General features: G+C 65.6%; 16 protein-coding genes. 7 read left to right on the forward strand and 9 right to left on the reverse strand.

Annotation, left to right across the window (positions count from 1 at the left end; translation table 11 throughout):
- Positions 1–39 precede the first annotated feature (39 nt).
- Entirely contained in the window at positions 40–1,830 is a 1,791-nt protein-coding gene (locus tag ACPPVR_RS39965; protein ID WP_426611963.1) for an acyl-CoA dehydrogenase C-terminal domain-containing protein, read from the reverse strand.
- A 36-nt stretch (positions 1,831–1,866) separates the two neighbouring features.
- A complete protein-coding gene (locus tag ACPPVR_RS39970; RefSeq protein ID WP_426611964.1) occupies positions 1,867–2,250 on the reverse strand; it encodes a nuclear transport factor 2 family protein in 384 nt (127 codons plus the stop codon).
- A 191-nt stretch (positions 2,251–2,441) separates the two neighbouring features.
- Between ACPPVR_RS39970 and ACPPVR_RS39975 the strand changes: the two genes are divergently transcribed.
- From ACPPVR_RS39975 to ACPPVR_RS39990, 4 genes are all read left to right on the forward strand, one after another.
- Positions 2,442–3,032 (forward strand): PadR family transcriptional regulator, encoded by a 591-nt coding sequence (locus tag ACPPVR_RS39975; protein ID WP_426611965.1) that lies wholly within the window; start codon positions 2,442–2,444, stop codon positions 3,030–3,032.
- A 359-nt stretch (positions 3,033–3,391) separates the two neighbouring features.
- Positions 3,392–6,880, forward strand: a complete 3,489-nt coding sequence (locus ACPPVR_RS39980) for a hypothetical protein (RefSeq protein WP_426611966.1) — start codon at positions 3,392–3,394, stop codon at positions 6,878–6,880.
- Between the two features lie 350 nt (positions 6,881–7,230).
- Positions 7,231–8,148, forward strand: coding sequence for a sulfite exporter TauE/SafE family protein (locus ACPPVR_RS39985; RefSeq protein ID WP_426611967.1), 918 nt, complete (start codon positions 7,231–7,233; stop codon positions 8,146–8,148).
- Entirely contained in the window at positions 8,145–8,915 is a 771-nt protein-coding gene (locus ACPPVR_RS39990; protein WP_426611968.1) for a TIGR02186 family protein, read from the forward strand. Before ACPPVR_RS39985 ends, ACPPVR_RS39990 begins: the two co-directional genes overlap by 4 nt.
- 97 nt (positions 8,916–9,012) lie before the next feature.
- Here the strand turns inward: ACPPVR_RS39990 and ACPPVR_RS39995 are convergent, their stop codons facing one another.
- On the reverse strand, positions 9,013–9,786 hold the full coding sequence (locus ACPPVR_RS39995; RefSeq protein ID WP_426611969.1) for an MBL fold metallo-hydrolase: 774 nt from the start codon (positions 9,784–9,786) through the stop codon (positions 9,013–9,015).
- Between the two features lie 27 nt (positions 9,787–9,813).
- The gene (locus ACPPVR_RS40000) at positions 9,814–10,722 is read right to left on the reverse strand and encodes a DMT family transporter (protein ID WP_426611970.1); all 909 of its coding nucleotides are present in this window, start codon (positions 10,720–10,722) and stop codon (positions 9,814–9,816) included.
- Positions 10,723–10,820: 98 nt separating this feature from the next.
- Between ACPPVR_RS40000 and ACPPVR_RS40005 the strand changes: the two genes are divergently transcribed.
- Positions 10,821–11,684: a LysR family transcriptional regulator gene (locus ACPPVR_RS40005; RefSeq protein WP_426611971.1), complete on the forward strand. Its 864-nt coding sequence runs from the start codon at positions 10,821–10,823 to the stop codon at positions 11,682–11,684.
- A gap of 11 nt (positions 11,685–11,695) precedes the next feature.
- Here ACPPVR_RS40005 and ACPPVR_RS40010 read toward each other — a convergent pair whose 3' ends face one another.
- The 5 genes from ACPPVR_RS40010 to ACPPVR_RS40030 form a co-directional block, all read right to left on the reverse strand.
- Positions 11,696–12,100, reverse strand: coding sequence for a hypothetical protein (locus ACPPVR_RS40010; protein ID WP_426611972.1), 405 nt, complete (start codon positions 12,098–12,100; stop codon positions 11,696–11,698).
- A gap of 10 nt (positions 12,101–12,110) precedes the next feature.
- Entirely contained in the window at positions 12,111–12,782 is a 672-nt protein-coding gene (pdeM, locus tag ACPPVR_RS40015; RefSeq protein WP_426611973.1) for a ligase-associated DNA damage response endonuclease PdeM, read from the reverse strand.
- A gap of 53 nt (positions 12,783–12,835) precedes the next feature.
- Positions 12,836–15,412 (reverse strand): ligase-associated DNA damage response DEXH box helicase, encoded by a 2,577-nt coding sequence (locus ACPPVR_RS40020; protein ID WP_426611974.1) that lies wholly within the window; start codon positions 15,410–15,412, stop codon positions 12,836–12,838.
- 192 nt (positions 15,413–15,604) lie between these two features.
- The gene (locus tag ACPPVR_RS40025; RefSeq protein ID WP_426611975.1) at positions 15,605–16,834 is read right to left on the reverse strand and encodes an ABC transporter substrate-binding protein; all 1,230 of its coding nucleotides are present in this window, start codon (positions 16,832–16,834) and stop codon (positions 15,605–15,607) included.
- A gap of 117 nt (positions 16,835–16,951) precedes the next feature.
- Complete coding sequence (locus ACPPVR_RS40030; RefSeq protein ID WP_426611976.1) at positions 16,952–17,878, reverse strand: methyltransferase domain-containing protein; 927 nt, start codon at positions 17,876–17,878, stop codon at positions 16,952–16,954.
- Between the two features lie 63 nt (positions 17,879–17,941).
- Between ACPPVR_RS40030 and ACPPVR_RS40035 the strand changes: the two genes are divergently transcribed.
- Positions 17,942–18,979: a ligase-associated DNA damage response exonuclease gene (locus ACPPVR_RS40035; protein WP_426611977.1), complete on the forward strand. Its 1,038-nt coding sequence runs from the start codon at positions 17,942–17,944 to the stop codon at positions 18,977–18,979.
- Positions 18,976–20,661 carry a cisplatin damage response ATP-dependent DNA ligase gene (locus ACPPVR_RS40040; protein ID WP_426611978.1) on the forward strand — a complete coding sequence of 562 codons (1,686 nt, stop codon included), beginning with the start codon at positions 18,976–18,978 and terminating at the stop codon, positions 20,659–20,661. The genes ACPPVR_RS40035 and ACPPVR_RS40040 overlap by 4 nt, the downstream gene beginning before the upstream one ends.
- Positions 20,662–20,689: the final 28 nt, after the last annotated feature.

Here is a 20,689-nt window from a genome sequence, read left to right on the forward strand (position 1 = left end):
GACCGCGGCGCGATCGAGATGATTGGGAAGCGAAAATCCTCAGAAAGCTTCCGCAGGCAGTTCCATGATGGTGGCGCAGCCGGCCTGGATGCGTGCGAGATTGGCCGCGGTCTCCGGCAGCATCCGCTCCATGAAGAACCGGCCGGTGACGAGCTTGGTCGAGAGATAGGGCGTCGCCCCGCTCTCGGCAATCTTGGCATTCGTCACCTTGGCCATCTTCGCCCACATGTAACCGAGCGCGACGAAGCCGAAGAGATGCAGATAGTCGGTCGCAGCAGCGCCGGCATTGTCCGGCTTCGCCATCGCGTTCTGCATCAGCCAGGTGGTGGCCTGCTGGAGATGGCCGAGCGCGGTCGAGAGCGGAGTGATGAAGGGCTTCATCACCTCGTCGCCGCCGTTCTCCTTGGCAAAGGCCATGACCTCGCCGAAGAACGCCATGATGGCGCGGCCGCCGTCGCGCGGCAGCTTGCGGCCGACGAGGTCGAGCGCCTGGATGCCGTTGGCGCCCTCATAGATCATGGCGATGCGGGCATCGCGCACGAACTGCTCCATGCCCTGCTCGGCGATGTAGCCGTGACCGCCATACATCTGCTGCGCCTGCACCGCGTTGGCGAAGCCGTATTCGGTGAGGAAGCCCTTCAGCACCGGCGTCATCAGGCCCATGTGATCGTCGGCGGCCTGGCGGTCCTTGGGGTCTTCCGAGCGATGCGCGACGTCGCTCTTCAGCGCGGTCCACATCACGAAGGCGCGCGCGGCCTCGTTGAAGGCGCGAATCGAGAGCAGCGTGCGGCGCACGTCGGGATGCACGATGATCGGGTCAGCCGGCTTGTCCGGCGCCTTCACGCCGGTCAGCGAACGGCCCTGGATGCGCTCGCGGGCATAAGCGACCGCGTTCTGATAGGCGACCTCGGACTGCGCGAGGCCCTGCACCGCGACGCCGAGGCGGGCCTCGTTCATCATCACGAACATACCCTGCATGCCCTTGTTCTCTTCGCCGATCAGCCAGCCGGTGGCGCTGTCGTAGTTCATCACGCAGGTCGAATTGCCGTGAATGCCCATCTTGTGCTCGATCGAGCCGCAGACGACGCCATTGCGCTGCCCCACCGAACCGTCGGCGTTGACCAGAAATTTCGGCACCACGAACAGCGACACGCCCTTGATGCCGGCGGGTGCGCCCTCGATGCGGGCGAGCACGAGGTGGATGATGTTGGGCGCGAGGTCATGCTCGCCGGCCGAGATGAAGATCTTGGTGCCGGTAATCTTAAAGCTGCCGTCAGCCTGGCGCACCGCCTTGGTGCGGAGCATGCCGAGATCGGTGCCGCACTGCGGCTCGGTCAGGTTCATGGTGCCGGTCCACTCGCCCGCCACCATCTTCGGCACGTAGGTCTTCTTCTGCTCCGGCGAACCGTGAACGATCAGCGCCGCCGTCGCCCCCATGGTGAGGCCGCCATACATCGAGAACGCCATGTTGGCGGAGATCTGGAATTCGTTGACGGCTTGCGAGAGCGTCACCGGCAGGCCCTGGCCGCCGAACTCGGTCGGCGCCGACAGACCGAGCCAGCCGCCTTCGGCGACCTGCTTGAACGCCTCCTTGAAACCCTTCGGCGTGGTGACGCTACCATCATCGGCGCGCTTGCAGCCTTCGAGATCGCCGACGCGATTGAGCGGCTGGAGAACCTCTTCGGCAAGCTTGGCGGCTTCGCCCAGGATCGCGTCACGCACATCGCTCGACGCGTCAGAGAAGCCGGCGAGATTGTCGTAGCGGTCGATCTGGAAGACGTCGTTGAGCAGGAAGTTCACGTCTTCGACGGGGGCTTTATAGATCGGCATGGTGGTCTCCCGGCATGGGGCTGTTCAGTGAAGTTATCATGATTGGGCGGCAAGCTGCTCCGCCATCAGGCGATGCAGCATGTTGATGGCCTTGAGCGGACGCACCATCACCTTGAAATGGGTGATGCGGCCTTCGGAATCGAAGGTGATGATGTCGACGCCGTTGATCTCGATACCGTCGATCATGGTCTTGAATTCGAGCACGGCGCCGCTCGCGCTTCGCCACTCGCCGACGTAGGTGAAGCCGGGACCACCGAGCACCTTCTCGGCGCTCGCGAGATATTTGAAGGTGATGTCGCGGCCGCGCTGTGGCGAGTGCACGACGGGGCTTTCGAAGACGGCGTCGGGATGGAGCAGGTCCCAGAGCGCTTTACCGTCATGGGACTTCATGTAGCCGTACCAGGAATCGAGGCCGGTCATTGTCAGGGTGCCTCCCTAAAGGCCGTGGCAAAAAAGCTGAAAAACAACCCCATGCACAGTAGCGCGAACGCTGATTCCATTGAGGTTTTGGGAGCCTCTTTCTGGGCTCGCCTCATATGCACATTGACGCATATGCACCAATGCGCATAAAGTCAAGTCAATTGGTCGGGAACTCGAAGGGAGCAGGTGTCATGGCACTGGGCGACGCAATTCTCGCATGCCTGACGGAACGTCCGATGACAGGCTATGAGCTTGCCAAGACGTTCGACTCCTCGATCGGCTTCTTCTGGAAGGCCGACCACCAGCAGATCTATCGCGAACTCTCCAAGCTGCGCGACCGCGGCTACATCCAGGGCCGCGAGGTCGTGCAATCCGGCAAACCCAATAAACTCATCTATACGCTCACTCCGGAAGGGCGAACAGCGCTGCGGCACTGGGCCGCGCGGCCGAGCACGCCGCCCTCGATCAAGGATGACCTCCTGGTCCGCCTCCATGCGCTCGACAGCATCGACATCGAGCCAATGCGGACCGACCTGATGGCCCGGCTGGAGCACCACCGCGACCGCCACGAGAACTACGAGCGAATCCTGAAGAAGCGCTTTCCCGAGGGCACAGCGTCGGGCGTGCTCGACCTCGGCAATTTGCTGCTGCTCCGGCTCGGCGCCCGGCACGAGCAGTTGGTGGCGGACTTCTGCGAGGAGACGCTCGAGGCGCTCTCGGCGATGAGCGGCAAAGGCACGGTGGTGCCGCTGGACGACGGCAAGCGCGAGGGGAAGGGTTGAGGGCCGAGGCGGTCGGTGTCACCTCTCCCGCTTGCGGGAGAGGTCGCGCCGAAGGCGCGGGTGAGGGTTCTTTCCTCTTGGGGGTTCTCGATTGCGGAGACACCCTCTCCCCAACCCTCCCCCGCAAGCGGGGGAGGGAGCGCACCGACCATTTGGCGGAAGCTAAAAGGTCACCCCGGTCCCTGCCGCCCAACTTTAAGACCCCGGCGACGCGTTCCTTAACCCGTTATTTACCGTAACGGACAAAAGTCGGTGTTCGAGGCAGACGACCCGCGCATAATTCGATTGTCTTTGCAACCGGAACGCGTGGGAAGGCTGGAGGCGCCGGTTGGGCGCCGAAGTCGGAACCGGACAGAGTCATGAATTCGCGCGTATCGGGGAGTGTTGACGGCATCGATCCATCCGTGAGGGAGCGGGCCGAAGCTGCTGCGCGTCGCGCTGGCATGTCACTCAACGATTGGCTGAACTCCACGCTCGGCGATTCCGCCCCACCCAACTTTCGCGGGCCTTACGAGCAGCGTCAGGATCAACGTCAAGAGCTGCGTCCCGATCCGCGTTCGCCGCAACTGCCGAGCCAAGGACCTAGCCAGGGACCGAGTCAGGAAAGCCGCGAAGTCGCGGACATCCACCAGCGGCTCGACGCGATCACCCAGCAGATCGAACGGATTTCAAAGCCCGCGCCGCGCCAGGACTCCTCGCGTGACCAAGGCGTCTCGCGCGAGCAGGGCGTCGCACGCCAGCTCAACGATGCGATCTCGCGGCTCGATGCGCGGCTGTCGCAGATCTCGCGGCCACAACAGCCTCAACCGCAGCAGCCCCAGGCGCCCCGCTCCGCGCCGGTCGAGACGCGCCAGCGCCAGGCCGATGCAGTCGAGCGCGCGGCCACACAGGTTTATCGCAACTCTCCTCCCTTAAGCCCCGCCTCGTTCGACGTCGCCGTCGCCCAGATCACGGCACGGCAGAGCGAGCTCGACGGATTCGCGCCGCGGCAGCTGCCGCCACGCGCCGCGCCGTCGATCGCGCCGACAGCTGCCTTTGCCACGCCCTTGCCGCCGATGGCGCCGCCCACGCCGGCCTACACGCCGCCGCCGCAGCAGCAGCCGGGTCCGGATTTCACGTCGCTTGAACGCCATCTGCTCAAGATCACGAGCCAGATCGAATCGCTCCAGCGTCCTGACAATACCGAGCAGGCGATCAACGGCTTCCGCGCCGAGCTCGCCGAGATCCGCAACGCCATCACCGAGGCGATGCCGCGCCGCGCGATCGAATCGATCGAGAACGAGATCCGCTCGCTGCACCGTCGCATCGACGAGACCCGCTCCAACGGCACCGACGGTCAGGTGCTGTCCGGCATCGAGCGCGCGCTGGCCGACATCAAGCAGGTGCTGCGCACGCTGACGCCGGCCGAGCAGCTCACCGGCTATGACGAGGCGATTCGCAATCTCGGCGCCAAGCTCGATCTGATCCTGCGCGCCAATGACGATCCGTCGACGGTGCGACAGCTCGAAGGCGCGATCTCGGCGCTGCGCGGCATCGTCTCCAACGTCGCCTCCAACGAAGCGCTGGCACGGCTCTCCGAAGACGTGCAGCTGCTGTCGTCCAAGGTCGACCAGGTCACCCGCTCTTCGGGCCACAACGACAGCTTCGCGGTGCTGGAGCAGCGCATCGCCGCGCTCACCTCCGCGCTGGAAACGCGCGAGCGGCCTCAGCCTGCGGAAAGCACCGAACATCTGGAAAGCGCGATCCGCGCGCTATCGGACCGTTTCGACCGCATGCAGGTCGGCAACGACTCGACCTCGACCTTCGCGCATCTCGAACAGCGGGTCTCCTATCTGCTGGAGCGGATCGAGACCGCCTCCGATCCGCGCGGCGGAAACTTAAGCCGCGTCGAGGACGGGCTGCACGACATCCTGCGCCACCTGGAGCGGCAGCAGGCGACCTATTCCGCACTCGCCGAGAGCCGCAGCTCGGCACCGCCGTCCGATTCCGACGTGGCCGACCTGCTCAAGCGCGAGCTCTCCGACATCCGCTTCAGCCAGTCCGAGACCAACCGCAACACCCAGGATTCGCTCGAAGCGGTGCACAACACGCTCGGCCATGTCGTCGATCGCCTCTCCATGATCGAGGGCGATCTACGCGCGGTGCGTACCGCGCCGCCGGCCGCTGCGCCGCAGCCGATGCAGCAGGCGATGCCCGGGCTCATGTCGATGGCCGCCCCGATCGAGCCGGCACCGATGGCGCGCGAGCCGCAGCCCCAGCCGCAGCAGCCGCAATACGATCCGAAGCCTGAGCTTCAGAACCCCGCCGCCGCGCAGCACGCGCAGGGCGCGTTCGTCGCTGCGCCACGCGAATTCCATGCCGCAGCGCCTGCCGCGCCGCCGATGCCGATGGCGCCGCCGGTTCCGCCGCGCGCGATCAGCGAGATCCTGGAGCCGCACACCGCGCCCGCACGCGCAGCGATCGCGCCCGAACTACCGCCAGACCACCCGCTCGAGCCGGGCACCCGACCGGGCGGACGCGCCGCCACGCCGTCGGAGCGCATTGCCGCGTCCGAAAGCGCGATCAGCGAAATTCCTGCAGCGCCAAAAGAGCCGGTGTCGTCGTCGAGCTTCATCGCCGCCGCGCGCCGTGCTGCGCAGGCCGCTGCCGCGCAGCCCCCCGAGAAACCCGGCCGCGGCGCCAAGGCGGCAATCGCCGGCCGCGCCAAGGCCAAGGGCGAGGAAGGCGGCTCGACCTTCACCTCGAAGATCCGCTCGCTGCTGGTCGGCGCGAGCGTGGTCGTGATCGTGCTCGGCACCTTCAAGATGGCGATGAACCTGCTCGAAGGCGGCAGCACATCGCCGGCGCCGCAGGCGATGGAGAATTCCAGCGAGCCCGCGCCGCAGGCGCCGCCGCCGGTCGAGATCAAGCCCGCCGCGCCGGAGCAGGTCACGCCGTCGATGACCTCGCCGACGCCGATCGGGAAGCAATCCCTGAACAATGCCGCGCCGGCTGCAACGAATCCCAGTGGGACGGCATCGGTCGAAATCCCGCCCGCTCCCGCCGCAGCGCCACCCGCGGCCTCCAGCGACGTCACCGGCGCACTGTCGGGCATGAGCCGCGCGCGGCTCGGCCTCGTCCAGGTGCCGCCGAGCGAAAAACTGCCTGATGGCATCGGTGGCCCAGGCTTGCGCACCGCCGCAATGAAGGGCGACGCGACCGCGGCCTACGAGATCGGCGTCCGCTTTGCCGAGGGCAAGGGCGTCGCCGCAAACTACGACGAAGCCGCGAAATGGTACGACCGCGCGGCGCAGGCCGGCGTGGTGCCGGCAACCTTCCGCCTCGGCACGCTCTACGAAAAGGGCTTAGGGGTGAAGAAGGACGCCGACATCGCCCGCCGCTACTACACGCAGGCGGCAGAGCGCGGCAACGCCAAGGCGATGCACAATCTCGCGGTGCTCGACGCCGACGGCGGCGGACGCGGCGCCAACTACAAGAGCGCGGCGCAGTGGTTCCGCAAGGCCGCCGACCGCGGCGTCGCCGACAGCCAGTTCAACCTCGGCATCCTCTATGCCCGCGGCATCGGCGTGGAACAGAATCTCGCCGAATCCTACAAATGGTTCACCCTTGCAGCCGCGCAGGGTGACGCGGACGCTGCCGGCAAGCGCGACGATGTCGCCAAGCGCCTCGATCCGCAGTCGCTCGCCGCCGCCAAGCTCGCGATCCAGACGTTCAGCGCCGAGCCGCAGCCCGACGACGCCGTCAACGTGATGACGCCCGCCGGCGGCTGGGACGGTGGTCCGCAGGCGACCACGAAGCCGGCGCCGAAGCCGGTTGCGAGCAAGAAGTCAGCTTCGGCGGCGCACTGATCAAAATAGGCTTAGGTCAAATCAGCTAACCACGGGCTCGCTTAACCTCTCCTGCTTGCGGGGGAGGTCGACGCGCGAAGCGCGGCGGGTGGGGGGCTTTCTCCACACCGGGAGTCTCGATTGCGGAGACACCCCCTCCCCAACCCTCCCCCGCAAGCGGGAGAGGGAGCGCACCTTCGTTGTAGCGATCGGGTTTAATCTCATCGCGCTCCAATCGCGCTCCATTCACCACGCGCAAATTTCCTGATCCCGCCCGCCTGCAAATTCAGCTATTGAAGAGCGCGGCAATCGTTCTGCCCTTCCTGCGAGCATTCCGCGAAATCGATCCGTCTCGCCGGAGCGTGGGTCCGATGCAGCTCTACCTTCCGATCGCCGATCTTCCGGTCAATGTCTTCCTGGTGCTGGCGATGGGCGCCGCCGTCGGCTTCGTTTCCGGCATGTTCGGGATCGGCGGCGGCTTCCTGATGACGCCGCTGTTGATCTTCATCGGCATCACGCCGGCGGTCGCGGTTGCTTCTGTCGCAAGCCACATCGCGGCCTCTTCCTTTTCCGGTGCGCTGTCCTATTGGCGACGACGCGCGATCGATCCGGCGCTGGCGGGCGTCTTGCTCTGCGGCGGCGTGACCGGCACGGCACTCGGGGTGTGGACCTTCACGCAGCTTCGCGCACTTGGCCAGCTCGATCTGATGATTGCGCTGTCCTATGTCGTGCTGCTCGGCACGGTCGGCAGCCTGATGTTTTCGGAAGGCCTGCGCGCGCTGATGCGGACCCGGCGCGGCACCGTGCCGCCTCGGCGAATGCACAACTGGATCCACCGCCTGCCGCTGAAAATGCGGTTCAAGCGCTCCAAGATCTATCTGTCGGTCATTCCCGTTGTGATCGTCGGCCTCGTGATCGGCTTCATCGGCGCCATCATGGGCATCGGCGGCGGCTTCATCCTGGTGCCGATCATGATTTATCTGTTGCGGGTGCCGACCTCGACGGTGATCGGGACCTCGATGGTGCTGACGCTCGTCACCATGCTGTTCGCGACCATGCTGCATGCGGTGACCAATCATCTGGTCGATGCGGTGCTGGCGCTGATCCTGATGGTCGGCGGCGTCACCGGCGCGCAGTTCGGGGCACGCGCGGGCCAGAAAATCCGCGGCGAGCAGTTGCGGCTGCTGCTGGGCCTGCTGATCCTCTCGGTCGGCGTCCGCTTTGCGGTCGAGCTGGTGATCCGGCCCGAGGATCTCTTCACCATCCGCGAGCTGGGGGCGAACGGATGATGCGCGCACTCCTGGCCGCTCTTGTCGTTCTGCTGTTCAGCGGCGCCGCGCGCGCCGAGCGGCTGATCGTGTCGGTTTCCAACCACCGCGTCACGGTGACGCCGAACTATTCCGGCGAGGAGCTGGTGCTGTTCGGCTCGGTCGAGAAGGATGCAACGACGCCCGCGGACCGCACGACCTACGACCTCGTGGTCACCGTGATGGGCCCGCGCGCCGACATGGTGACGCGGCGCAAGGAGCGCAGATTCGGCATCTGGATCAACACCGATTACCGCCAGTTCCTGCAGGTGCCGAGCTACCTCGCGCTGTTCGCCAACCGCTCCCTCGACCTCATCACCTCGCCCGAGATCGCGCGGAGGCAGCAGATCGGGCTCAACAATGTGCTGCTGACGCAGCGCGTCAGCGGCGACTATGCCGACGTGGTGCCGAACGACGCGTTTCGGTCGGCCTTCATCCGCCTGCGCACCGAGCGCGGGCTCTACCGCGAGGATGCGAGTGCGGTGACGTTCTTGACGCCGACGCTGTTCCGCACCGGCATTCCGCTGCCCGCGGAGGTGCCGATCGGAACCTATGAGGTTGAGATCAAGCTGTTTGCCAACGGCGCGTTCGTCGGCAAGACCGAGACCGCGTTCGAGATCGTCAAGGTCGGCTTCGAGCAGTTCGTCGCGACGACCGCGCGGCAGAACGGGCTCGTCTACGGCCTCATCACCGCGGCGATGGCGCTGATGACGGGATGGATGGCGTCGATCGTGTTTCGGAAGGATTAGCCGCATTCTCCGTCATTGCGAGCGAAGCGAAGCAATCCAGACTGCCACCGCGGAGGGACTCTGGATTGCTTCGCTTCGCTCGCAATGACGACTTAACTTAAGGCGCCTCCACCACCGTCGGCACACCGGGCTCCAGCAGCCGCAGCCGCGTCCCAAAACCCAGCACGTCGAACGTCTTGCGCAAATCCTCGCTGTTCTGGCGGAAATGCGCCCAACCCTCGGTGTGCAGTGGCACGATCATCGCATCGGGAAAGGCGCGCGCGGTCTCGATGGTGTCGTTGGTGTCCATGGTGAGATGGAACGGCCCGAGCGTTTGCGCCGCGCCCGCAAACGGCAGCACGACGCCGCATTTGAAGCGGCGCGCAACTTCGGAAACGCCATCGAACCAGGTGGTGTCGCCGCTGATGTAGATCGGGCGCGTATCCTTGCGGCTCGACGCCACCACGAAGCCAATGACATCGCCGGACAACGGCTCGATGCCGGCCGGGCCGTGGCGCGCGGGCGTCGCGGTGATCGTCAGCGAATTGCCGTCGCGATCCCTGACATGCGCGGTAGCCCAGGGCGCGAGGCCCTCGACATGGCCGGCGAGGCGCTTGGCGCCGGCCTCGGTCGTCAGCACGCGCTTGGCGTGCTTGAGATACTCACGGCCGGAATTGTCGAGATTGTCCGAATGCTGGTCGTGGCTGAGCAGGACCGCATCGATCGGGCCGATCGCGTCAGCCTTGAGCGCGGGACCGATGGTCTTCTCCAGCTTCACATGCGGCAATTGATAGTCCCCGGGCGCATCGAAGGTCGGATCGGTGAGCAGGCGGAAGCCGTCGATCTCGATCAGCGCGGTGGGGCCACCGATCAGGGTGATGGAAATGGGCATGAAGAACCTTCCTTACGATGCTGACTTTTACGAAAGCGCCTTGGCCGGCCGCGTCACCAGATAGATGCCGAGCGCCACCGGAATGATCCCGAGCAGATCGCGCGCTTCGAGATGCTCGCCGAGCACGAGATACGCGAACAGCATCGCGAGCGGCGGCATCAGGAAATGATAGGCGCTGGCGGCGGTGGCGCCACACACTTTCAGGAGATGAAACCAGAGCCAGTAGGCGAGGATCGAGCCGCCGAGCACGAGGAACGCGAAGGCGCCGATCAGGCCCGGCGTAAAATCGATGGCATGGACATCGGCGAAGGTGAACGCGACCGGCGTCAGCACGATGCCGGCAGCGAGATTCTGCACGCCGTTGCCGATCCACAGGGAACCCTTGGGCGCGAGCAGCTTGAACAGGATGGTGCCGGCAACGATGGAAGCGAGCGAGGCCAGCGTGAACATGATGCCGTGCAATGAGTCGGTGCCGACCGACAGGCGATGCCAGACGATCGCCATCACGCCGATGATGCCGAGCAGCAGGCCGATCGCCTTGCGCCAGGTCATACCTTCGCCGAGCAGGAGCGCGGCGAGCGCCGCCGTGAACACCGGATTGGCCGAGACGATCAGCCCGCCGAGGCCGGCGGAGACCGATTGCAGGCCGGTGTAGCCGAGCCCGAGATAGAGCGCGTTGTTGGCAATCCCGAGCACGGCAAAGATCGCGGCATCACGCCAGGACAGCGACCAGTCACCACGAATCAGTGTCGCGCCCAGGATTAAAATGCCGGCGAGCGAGAAGCGCGCGGCGAGCAGGACCAGCGGTGGGCAATGGGTGACGCCGATCTTGCCGGCGACGAAGGCGTAGCTCCAGAGCAGGCAGAACACGCCGATGGCGAGCGGCAGGCTGTTGAAGCGGCTGCGGGGAACCGAAATCGAGGGGGCGAGCGACATGTGGGCATTCTCCTGAACCCTCGATTTAGAGGCTAGGCTTGCCATTTGAAAATTAAATGATTAACTTACTATCAGTGGATTTTCGAATGGAGGCGCCCATGCTCGATCTGGAGCTTTTGCGCAGCTTCGTCTCGGTGGTCGATGCCGGCGGCTTCACCCGCGCCGGCGAACGCGTCCACCGCACGCAATCGACGGTCAGCCAGCAGATCAAGCGGCTGGAAGAGGATGTCGGACAGGTGCTGTTGCATCGTGACGGCAAGGATGTGCGCCCGACCGAGGCCGGCGAGCGGCTGCTGTCCTATGCGCGGCGGCTGCTCACGCTCGCGGAGGAGGCGCGCGACGTGCTGCGCGAGCCTGACAGCGAAGGCGCGATCCGGCTCGGCATCCCCGAGGATTTTGCGGCGTATCAACTGGCAAAGCTGCTGGGGACGTTCTCGCGCTCGCATCCGGGCCTGCGGCTCGACGTGCGCGCCGACCAGAGCAAGAATCTGGCCCGCGATCTCGAACGCGGCGAACTCGACCTTGCATTGTTCAAGCGCGAGGCCGGCGAAAAGGGCGCCATTGCCGTGTGGCCGGAGCAAGTGCACTGGGTCACCAGCAGGAGCCATCCGATCCACGCGGATGTCGCCTCGGTGCCGCTGATCGGCTTCCCGCTCGGCTGCCTCTACCGCGCCGGCGCCATCCACGCGCTGGAGAGCGCGGGCCGCGTCTGGCACATGTCCTATACGTCATCGAGTCTCGCCGGCATCCAGGCCGCGGTTGCTGCCGGCATGGGGCTGAGCATCTTGTCGGAGATGTCGATCCAGTCCGATCATCGCGTGCTGACGGCGAAGGACGGGTTTGCGCCGATCAACCGGACGGAAGTGGCGCTGATGGCCGCCCCCGGCGCCAGCCCTGCGACGCTGCGGCTTGCAGATCGGCTCGCGGAGTTCTGCGACGACGTGCAGGCAAAGGCGGCTTAGCGAGCCGACGGCTAAGGGGCGACCAAAGCTTCTTTTGCCAGCACCCAGCCAGAAAGGCCGTACGACGAACTTAGAACGAAGCCCTTAATGCCCTTTGCCGCGAGCACCTTCGCCGCAACAGCCAAATCGGCAGCCCATGGCCCCGGGGCACCCGCCATTCGATAAGACTCCGCGATTCTGGAGCCGTAGTCCGCAAACACCTGCTCAATGGAGACGGCCGCCAATGAGGAGATGATGTTTCCGAATGCGTCGTCGTCAAATTGGTATCCCTCGACACCATTGAAAACGATTGTGCGGGGTCGCTGTTCGCGCTTTGCAGCGTCTCTGGGATCCGGCCCTGTGTGAAGTTTGATCTGGCGAGTTTCGCAGTTCACCTCGTATGAAACGACGCAATCATCGTGAAGCGAGGGCAGCATGACCGCGTCCTCAATAACACCGCGACGCGGCGATCGCGTGAACACGACGATCGCCGAGCAGATGCGCGACAAAACCGGTCTTCGGAAAGATCTTTGCGAATGCGGCGTCACGGATGCTGAGGCCGCCGGCATAGGCGCCGAAGGCGGGCATCACGGCGCGCATCCCGTCACTCGCGAAGCAGCGGCGCTCCATCGAACGGCCGCGCGTGGAGACGCGGGCCTTGGGATGGAGATGGCCGCCGATCTCGCCCTGCGCACCGGTCGGCTCGTGACGGAAGGTGATCGGGCCGATCGCGACTTCATCGGCGACAGTGCCGCCGAGATCGCGCGGCAATGCCGGATCGTGATTGCCGGAGATCCAGATCCAGTCGCGGCCGGTTTGCAACGCAGCCACAGCCTCGCGATCGTCGCCCGACAGGCGGCCATGCGCGGTGCGGTCGTGAAAGCTGTCGCCGAGCGCGATGACCACGCGCGGATCATGGCGGGAGATGACAGCAGCGAGGCGGCCGAGCGTCGCGATGGTATCGTAGGGCGGCAGCAGCACGCCGCGCGTGGCGTAGCTGGACCCTTTTTCGAGATGCAGGTCGGAGACAACGAGCAGGCGCCGCTCTTCCCAGAACAAAGCGCCGGACAGATCGGCCGCGAATGTCACGCCAGAGATGGTGACCTTCGAAACGCGCATCTCCTCGATATCCCCTGAAACCAGCGCCCCTGCCGTCACGTCTTACCCTGCCGCTATCCCATCGCCTCTTTGACCAGGTCGTCGGCGGCCTCCGCCAACAGCTCGTCGCCAGCTTCGCCATAAACTGACTCGCGGCCGATTTCCAGCATCACGGGGACGGCGAGCGGGGAGACGTGGTCGAGTTCCCGGTGCGTGATGCGGCCCTGGATGCGGGTGAGCATGTCACTAAGCCGACGCAGATCGAGCAGCCCGGTGGCGGCATCGGCGCGGGCGGCGCGCAACAGGACGTGATCGGCCTGGTGTTTACGCAGCACGTCGTAGACGAGATCGGTGGAGAACAGCACCTGGCGGCGGCTTTTCTCCTCGCCGGTGTGCCGGCGGGCGATCAGGCCGGAGATGATCGCGCAATTGCGGAAGGTGCGCTTCATAAGTGCGGATTCGGCGAGCCAGGCTTCGAGGTCGTCGCCGAGCATGTCAGGATCGAACAGCGCGTTGAGATCGAGCTTGCCGTTGCGGATCATGAAGGACATGTCGCCGAGTGCCCAGATCGCGACTGCATATTCGTTGGCGACGAAGCCGAGCGGCCGCGCGCGCGCCCGCTCCAGCCGGCGCGTCAGGAGCATGCCGAGCGTCTGGTGCGCGAGGCGTCCCTCGAAAGGATAGAAGACGATGTAATGTTTGTTGGCGCGCGGGAAGCTTTCGACCAGGAGCTCGCGCACCGCGGGCACGCGCGAGACGTCCCGTTGCAGCGACAGCCAGTCGCGCACCTGCTCCGGCAACGCATGCCAGGCGCGGCCGTCATCGAGCAGGCGACGTACGCGTTCGGCGAGATAGGTCGAGAGCGGAAACTTGCCCCCCATGTAGGACGGTACCTTCGGGTCCTTGTCGTTGGCGCGGGACACGTAGACCTGATCCTCGACCAGCGCCTCGTAGCGCACCACTTCGCCGCCGAACACGAAAGTATCGGCCGGGCTCAGGCCCTCGATGAAGCCTTCCTCGATCTCGCCCAGCAACCGCCCGCCGCGCGCGATCACCCCTGTCGAGCCACCTGCTTTTCCTTGGCCGCCGCCGCGCGAGCGCACCAGGCGCACCTTCAGCATGTCGTCTTCCACGATGGTGCCGACATTCATGCGGTAGCTCTGCCGCACCTTCGGATTGGCGACGCGCCAGCGCCCTTCCCTGTCCTGCTTGATACGGGCGAAGCGCTCATAGGTTTTCAGCGCGTAGCCACCGGTGGCGACGAAATCGACGACGTCGTCGAAATCCTGCCGCGTGAGATCGGCGTAGGGCGCTGCAGTGCGCACCTCGTCGTAGAGTTCGTCGGAGAAAAACGGCTCGCCGCAGGCACAGCCGAGCACATGCTGGGCGAGCACGTCGAGGGCACCGATGCGCAGCGGCGGCGTGTCCTGCGCGTTCTCGGCGATGGCGTCGATCGCGACGCGGCACTCCAGCACTTCGAAGCGGTTGGCCGGAACCAGCACCGCGCGCGAGGCCTCATCGAGGCGATGGTTGGCGCGGCCGATGCGTTGCATCAGCCGCGAGGAGCCCTTCGGCGCGCCGATATTGACGACGAGATCGACGTCGCCCCAGTCGACCCCGAGGTCGAGCGAGGAGGTGCAGACCACGCCGCGCAGTTTGCCTGCCGACATCGCGTCCTCGACCTTGCGGCGTTGGGCGACGTCGAGCGAGCCGTGATGCAGCGCGATCGCAAGGTTGTCGTCGTTCATGCGCCAGAGATTCTGGAACAGCATCTCGGCCTGGCTGCGGGTGTTGACGAAGACCAGCGTGGTCCTGTTCGCCTTGATCAGCTGGTAGATTTCGGGCAGCGCATGGCGCGCGCTGTGACCGGCCCAGGGCAGCCGCTCGCGCGTGTCGAGCATCTCGACCTGCGGCGGCGCCGCGCCGCCGGCGATGACGATATCGGCGGACTCCGCCTTGTCCTTCGGCTGCGGCACGAGAAAGCGGGCCAGCGATTCCGGCTCGGCCACAGTCGCCGACAGACCGATGGCGCGCATCTGCGGCGCCAGCCGCCACAGCCGCGCAAGGCCCAGCGAGAGCAGATCGCCGCGCTTGGACGTCACCAGCGCATGCAATTCGTCGAGCACGATACGTTTCAAGGAGGAGAACAGGAACGGCGCGTCGTCGGAGGAGATCAGAAGCGCGAGCTGCTCCGGCGTCGTCAGCAGAATATCCGGCGGATAACGCCGCTGCCGTTGCCGCCGCGACGTCGGCGTGTCGCCGGTGCGGGTCTCGATCTTGATCGGCAAGCCCATCTCGGCGACCGGCCGCTCCAGATTGCGCGCGATGTCGACGGCGAGCGCTTTTAGCGGCGAGATGTAGAGCGTGTGCAGGCCGCCGCTGCGCTGCACGGCGCGGCCGGTGGACACCACGGATTTTGTCGAGACCGCGGGCGCGGAACTCAGCTCCACCAACGTCGGCAGAAATCCCGCGAGCGTCTTGCCGGCGCCGGTCGGCGCGATCAAGAGCGCCGAGCGATCCTCGCGCGCCTTTTCCAGCAGCTCCAATTGATGCGCGCGCGGCGACCAGCCCCGCGCTGCGAACCATTGCTGGAAGCGGTCGGGCAGCAGCGCGGCCGGCTCGGCCGAGATTTTGCGGATACGGGGCGGCACGGCATCACAGGTAAGCCGTGGGGGCGGGTTCGTCGAGGGGGTGGTGGTCTTCGCCTCTCCCCGCTTGCGGGGAGAGGCCGGCGCGAAGCGACGGGTGAGGGGGAGTCTCCGCGAGTCCAACTGTCCCCGTCCTCGCGGAGAGAGCCCCTCACCCCGACCCTCTCCCCGTAAGAACGGGGCGAGGGAGAAGAGCTACTCCGTCATCGGCTGGTCGGAGATGTCCCAATCCTTGCCGCTGAAGATCGAGATGTAGAGCGTCTTCATCGGCGTGTAGTCGTCGGGCGTGTAGCTGTAATTGATGCCGTCGAGGAAATAGGGCGAGTGGAAGCCGGCGAGGTTCGAGGCCTGTTTCAGCACGTTGGCGCGGGTAAGGTCGTCGCCGCAGCGGCGCAGAATCTCGCCCATGGTGACGGCCTGGCCGTAACCGGCGAACGCGATGGTGTTGTCGGGATCGATGGTCGGTACGTATTTCTTGCGCAGCTCCTCGAACGCCATCACGTCGGGATCCTTCTCCCACCGGGGCACGCCGACCTCCTTGTTGTAGCGGATGGCGACGATGCCGGCGGCGTTCTCCAGCCCGGCGGCATTGAGGATCGAGCGGCCGGTCGAGCCCGCCGACAGCAGTTGCAGCGGCTTCCAGCCGAGCTCGGCGACCTTGCGGATCGACTGCGACGTCGCCTTGCCGGTGGTGATGTTGTAGAAAACATCCGCGCCGGATTTCGAGAGATTGATGAGCTGGGAATCGACGGTCGGATCGGTCAGATCGTAGGTCTGCTCCATGATCACCTGCGCGGTGCCGCCGGCATCCGCCAAGACCTTCTTGAACGGGCCGAGGAAGTCACGGCCGAAATCGTCGTTCTGGTAGAGGATGCCGATCTTGGCATTCGGCTTCACGCCGACGACGTGCCGCGCCAGAATGCGCGCCTCGGTTGGATAGAGCGGCAGGCCCGCCATCGTCCATTTGAACTCTTTCGGGTTGTTCCACTTCGACGCGCCGGTGTTAAGCAGCAGCTGCGGCACACCCTTGGAATTGAGATATTTGTGTACCGACGTCTGCGGTGCGGTGCCGAGCGAGCCGTAGAGCGCGAGCACTTCCTCCTGCTCCACGAGCCGCCGCGTCGCCTCGACGCATTTCGGCGCACTGTAGGCGTCGTCCATGGTCAGGAACTTGACCTTGCGTCCGTTGATGCCGCCCTTCTCGTTCAGCATCTGGAAATAGGCCTCGCCGATACGGCCGAGCACGCCATAGAGCGAGCCGGGACCCGAATGCGGCACGGTCTGCCCGATCTTGATCTCGGTGTCGCTGGCGCCCGCGTCGTATTTTTTCTCCGCAGCCCAGACGTAAGGCGCGGGCAGGACGGATGCGGCAATGGTGGCAAGCGCGGCGGCGCTGATATCGCGCCGCGATGGATTCTTCGTCATTGTTGTTTCTCTCCCTGGTGCGCGCATTGTGCTGGCTTCGACCAGCGGCTCGCAAGTGGGAAGTCGTCGCTTTGCGACGCAATGACGCTCAAATCGCCTCCAGGCTAGCGCCTAGACTCAAGTTTTCTCGGCAACGACGACGAGGCCGCGCACCGGCTCGTTGTTCTCGATGCGCGGTGAGGCCGGCTCCAGTGTCAGCAACTTGAGTCCGGCCTTCGCAATGGCACCGCGCGCATATTCCGCGGAATGGGCATAGCGCAGGCCTTCGCCGAGAACGATGCCGCTTCCGTCATGCGTCTCCAGCGTGAAGGCGAGCACGCCACTTGGCGCAAGCACGCGCCTGGCCTCGATCAGCACTGGAGCGAGGTCGGAGAGATAGACGAACGCGTCCGCCGCAACGACGAGGTTCGCGCTCGCGTCAGTCTTGCCGCGCAGGCCGTCGATCATGTCGGCGACTTCGAGCTCAACGTAGAGCTCGGTGGCGCGCGCCTGCTTGATCATGCCGGCCGACAGATCGATGCCGGTGAAATGATCGACCTGCTTGGCGAAGGCAGCGGCAGCAAGCCCGGTGCCGCAACCGAGATCGATGGCGCGCTTGAACAGAGCGGGCTTCTTCGCGGCGACGCGCGCGGCCACCACCGCCTTGAAGATCAGCGACGGCGCGCGATAGTCGAGATCGTTAATCAGCACGTGCTCGAAGCGCGGCGCATATTGATCGAACAGCGCCTGCACATAGGCCTTGGGCATCTCGGACAATTGCGCGTCGCCGAGGCGTATCAGATGCAAATGGGCGCCGTGCTGGTCATCGGGATCGGACTCGCGCGATTTTCGAAAGGCCCCAATGGCCTTGTCGCGTTCGCCGAGCTGGCTGCGGATTTCGCCGAGCGTGAACCAGGCGGACGTAAAATCAGGTGCGAGTTCGAGCGCCTGCTCAAGCAGGTCGGCGGCGGCGGGCAGATCGCCCTTGAGCTGGAGGTCGCGCGCGAACTCGAAGCGGCGGTCGGCCATGAGATCGCCGGAGGAGTGGAACAGGCGGAGCGGCATTGGGGACCAGAGAGAGGCGGGCGGATGACTCGAAGACGGGTTGGCGCAACCTATATAACAGGCATGCGTCCGCAAGACATCCTGCTGCCAGCTGCTGCCGGCCTGTGCTGCAAGCCCGGCGGCTTCCATATCGACCCTGTCCGCCCTGTGGAGCGGGCCGTGATTACCCACGGCCATTCCGACCATGCCCGCGCCGGCCATGGTGCGGTGCTGGCGACGCAGGAAACGCTCGACATGATGCGGCTGCGCTATGGCGAGAACTTTGCCGGCTCGACGCAAGCGATCCGCTATGGCGAGCAGATCCGGCTCGGCGATACCAGCGTCAAGTTTCACCCGGCCGGCCATGTGCTCGGCTCGGCGCAGATCGCCGTGACGTGCAAGGACACCTGCATCGTCGCCTCCGGCGACTACAAGGACGCACCCGATCCGACCTGCACGCCGTTCGAGCTGGTGCCCTGCGACGTCTTCATCACCGAGGCCACGTTCGGGCTGCCGGTGTTTCGTCACGGCGATGCGGCCGACGAGGTGAAGAAGCTGCTGGCCTCGGTCGCGCTGTTTCCCGAGCGCGCACATCTCGTCGGCGCCTATTCGCTCGGCAAGGCCCAGCGCGTGATCGCACTGCTGCGGCAGGCCGGCTACGACGCGCCGATCTATCTGCATGGCGCGATGGAGACAATCACGCAGTACTACAAGAGTCGCGGGATCGCGCTCGGCGAGCTGCGGCCGGTCATGGGCGTGAAAAAGGCGGCGCTCGCCAGCACCATCACGCTGGCGCCGCCCTCGGCTACGTCCGATGTCTGGACGCGCCGCTTCCCCGATCCCGTCACCGCCTTTGCATCGGGCTGGATGCGGGTGCGCGCCCGCGCCCGGCAGCGTGGCATCGAGCTGCCGCTGGTGATCTCGGATCACGCCGATTGGGACGGCCTCACGGCGACCATTGCCGCAACCGGCGCCGGCGAGATCTGGGTCACCCACGGCCAGGAAGACGCGCTGGTGCATTGGTGCCAAAGCAAAGGCCTGCGGGCAAAGCCGCTCGATCTCGTCGGTTATGGCGACGAGGAGGAGAGCGAGACGCCGCTTGCGGACGAGGCCGAGGCATGAACCGTTTCGCCGAACTGCTCGACCGCCTCGCCTACGAGCCCGGCCGGAACAACAAGCTGCGGCTCCTCACTGGTTATTTTCGCGAGGTCGGCGATCCCGACCGCGGCTACGCGCTGGCGGCGCTGACCGGCGCGCTCAGCTTCAAGCACGCCAAGCCTGCGTTGATCCGCGATTTGATCGCGGCGCGCACTGATCCGGTGCTGTTTGGATTGTCCTACGACTATGTCGGCGACCTTTCGGAGACGGTTGCGCTGATGTGGCCGAAGGCGCTGGGCGTCCACAACAATCCGCCGCCCCCGACGCTGACCGAAGTCGTCACCACGCTCCGCACGCTCGGCAAGACCGAATTGCCGAAGCAGCTGGAACGCTGGCTCGACGAACTCGACGAGACCGGCCGCTGGGCGCTGCTGAAGCTCGTCACCGGTGCGCTGCGCATCGGCATCTCCGCGCGGCTGGCAAAGACCGCGGCCGCGGCACTCGGCGACAAGGATCCGCATGAGGTCGAGTTGATCTGGCCGGGGCTCAGCGCTCCCTACCTCGACCTGTTCGCGTGGCTGGAGGGGCGCGCCGAGAAACCGGTCAACCGCGATCCCGCGCCGTTCCGCCCCGTGATGCTGGCGCATGCGATCGAGGACAGCGACTTTGCCACGCTCGATCCCGCCGACTATATCGCCGAATGGAAATGGGACGGCATCCGCGTGCAGGCGGTCGCGGGCCGCGACGAGCACGACCAAATCACGGCGCGGCTCTATTCGCGCACCGGCGAGGACATCACCGGCAGCTTTCCGGATCTCGTGCCGTCGCTGCGCCTGCCCGGCGCGATCGATGGCGAGCTGCTGATCCTGCGCGAGGGCCGCGTGCAGAGTTTCAACGTCCTGCAACAGCGCCTCAACCGCAAAGCTGTCTCGCCGAAGCTGATCAAGGAGTTTCCGATCCATCTGCGCGCCTACGATCTTCTGGGCGACGACGAGAACGATCTGCGCGAACTGCCGTTCGCCGAGCGGCGCGCGCGGCTGGAAACGTTCATCGGGAAGCTCGGCGATCCCCGCATCGATCTGTCGCCCACCGTCCCCTTCGCAAGCTGGGACGCCCTTACCGCCGCACGAGCTGATCCGGCGAGTGCTGGTGCGGGGGAGGACGCGGACGCCGTTGAAGGCGTGATGCTGAAGCGGCGCGATGCGCCATATCTGCCGGGACGGCCGAGAGGCCAATGGTGGAAATGGAAGCGCGACCCGCACATCATCGACGCCGTGCTGATGTATGCGCAGCGCGGCCACGGCAAGCGGTCGTCCTATTATTCGGACTATACCTTTGGTGTCTGGACCCAAAGCGAGACCGGTGACGAGCTCGTGCCGGTCGGAAAAGCCTATTTCGGCTTCACCGACGAGGAGTTGCTTCAGATCGACCGCTTCGTCCGCCGCAACACCACGGAAAAATTCGGCCCCGTCCGCCACGTCGTGCACGAGGCGGACAAGGGGCTGGTGCTGGAGGTCGCCTTCGAGGGGCTGCAGCGCTCGCCGCGGCACAAATCCGGCGTGGCCATGCGCTTTCCCCGCATCAGCCGGCTGCGCTGGGACAAGCCGCCGCGGGAAGCCGACCGGCTGGAAACGCTGGAAAAGATGCTGAAGACGGACGAATCCCTACCAACAATTAAGGTCGCAGCAGCAGCCGGCGGCCATTGACGGGGAAATGCGGGTTCCCCATGTCCCC

Source organism: Bradyrhizobium sp. McL0616, from assembly GCF_049993385.1.
Classification (GTDB): domain Bacteria; phylum Pseudomonadota; class Alphaproteobacteria; order Rhizobiales; family Xanthobacteraceae; genus Bradyrhizobium.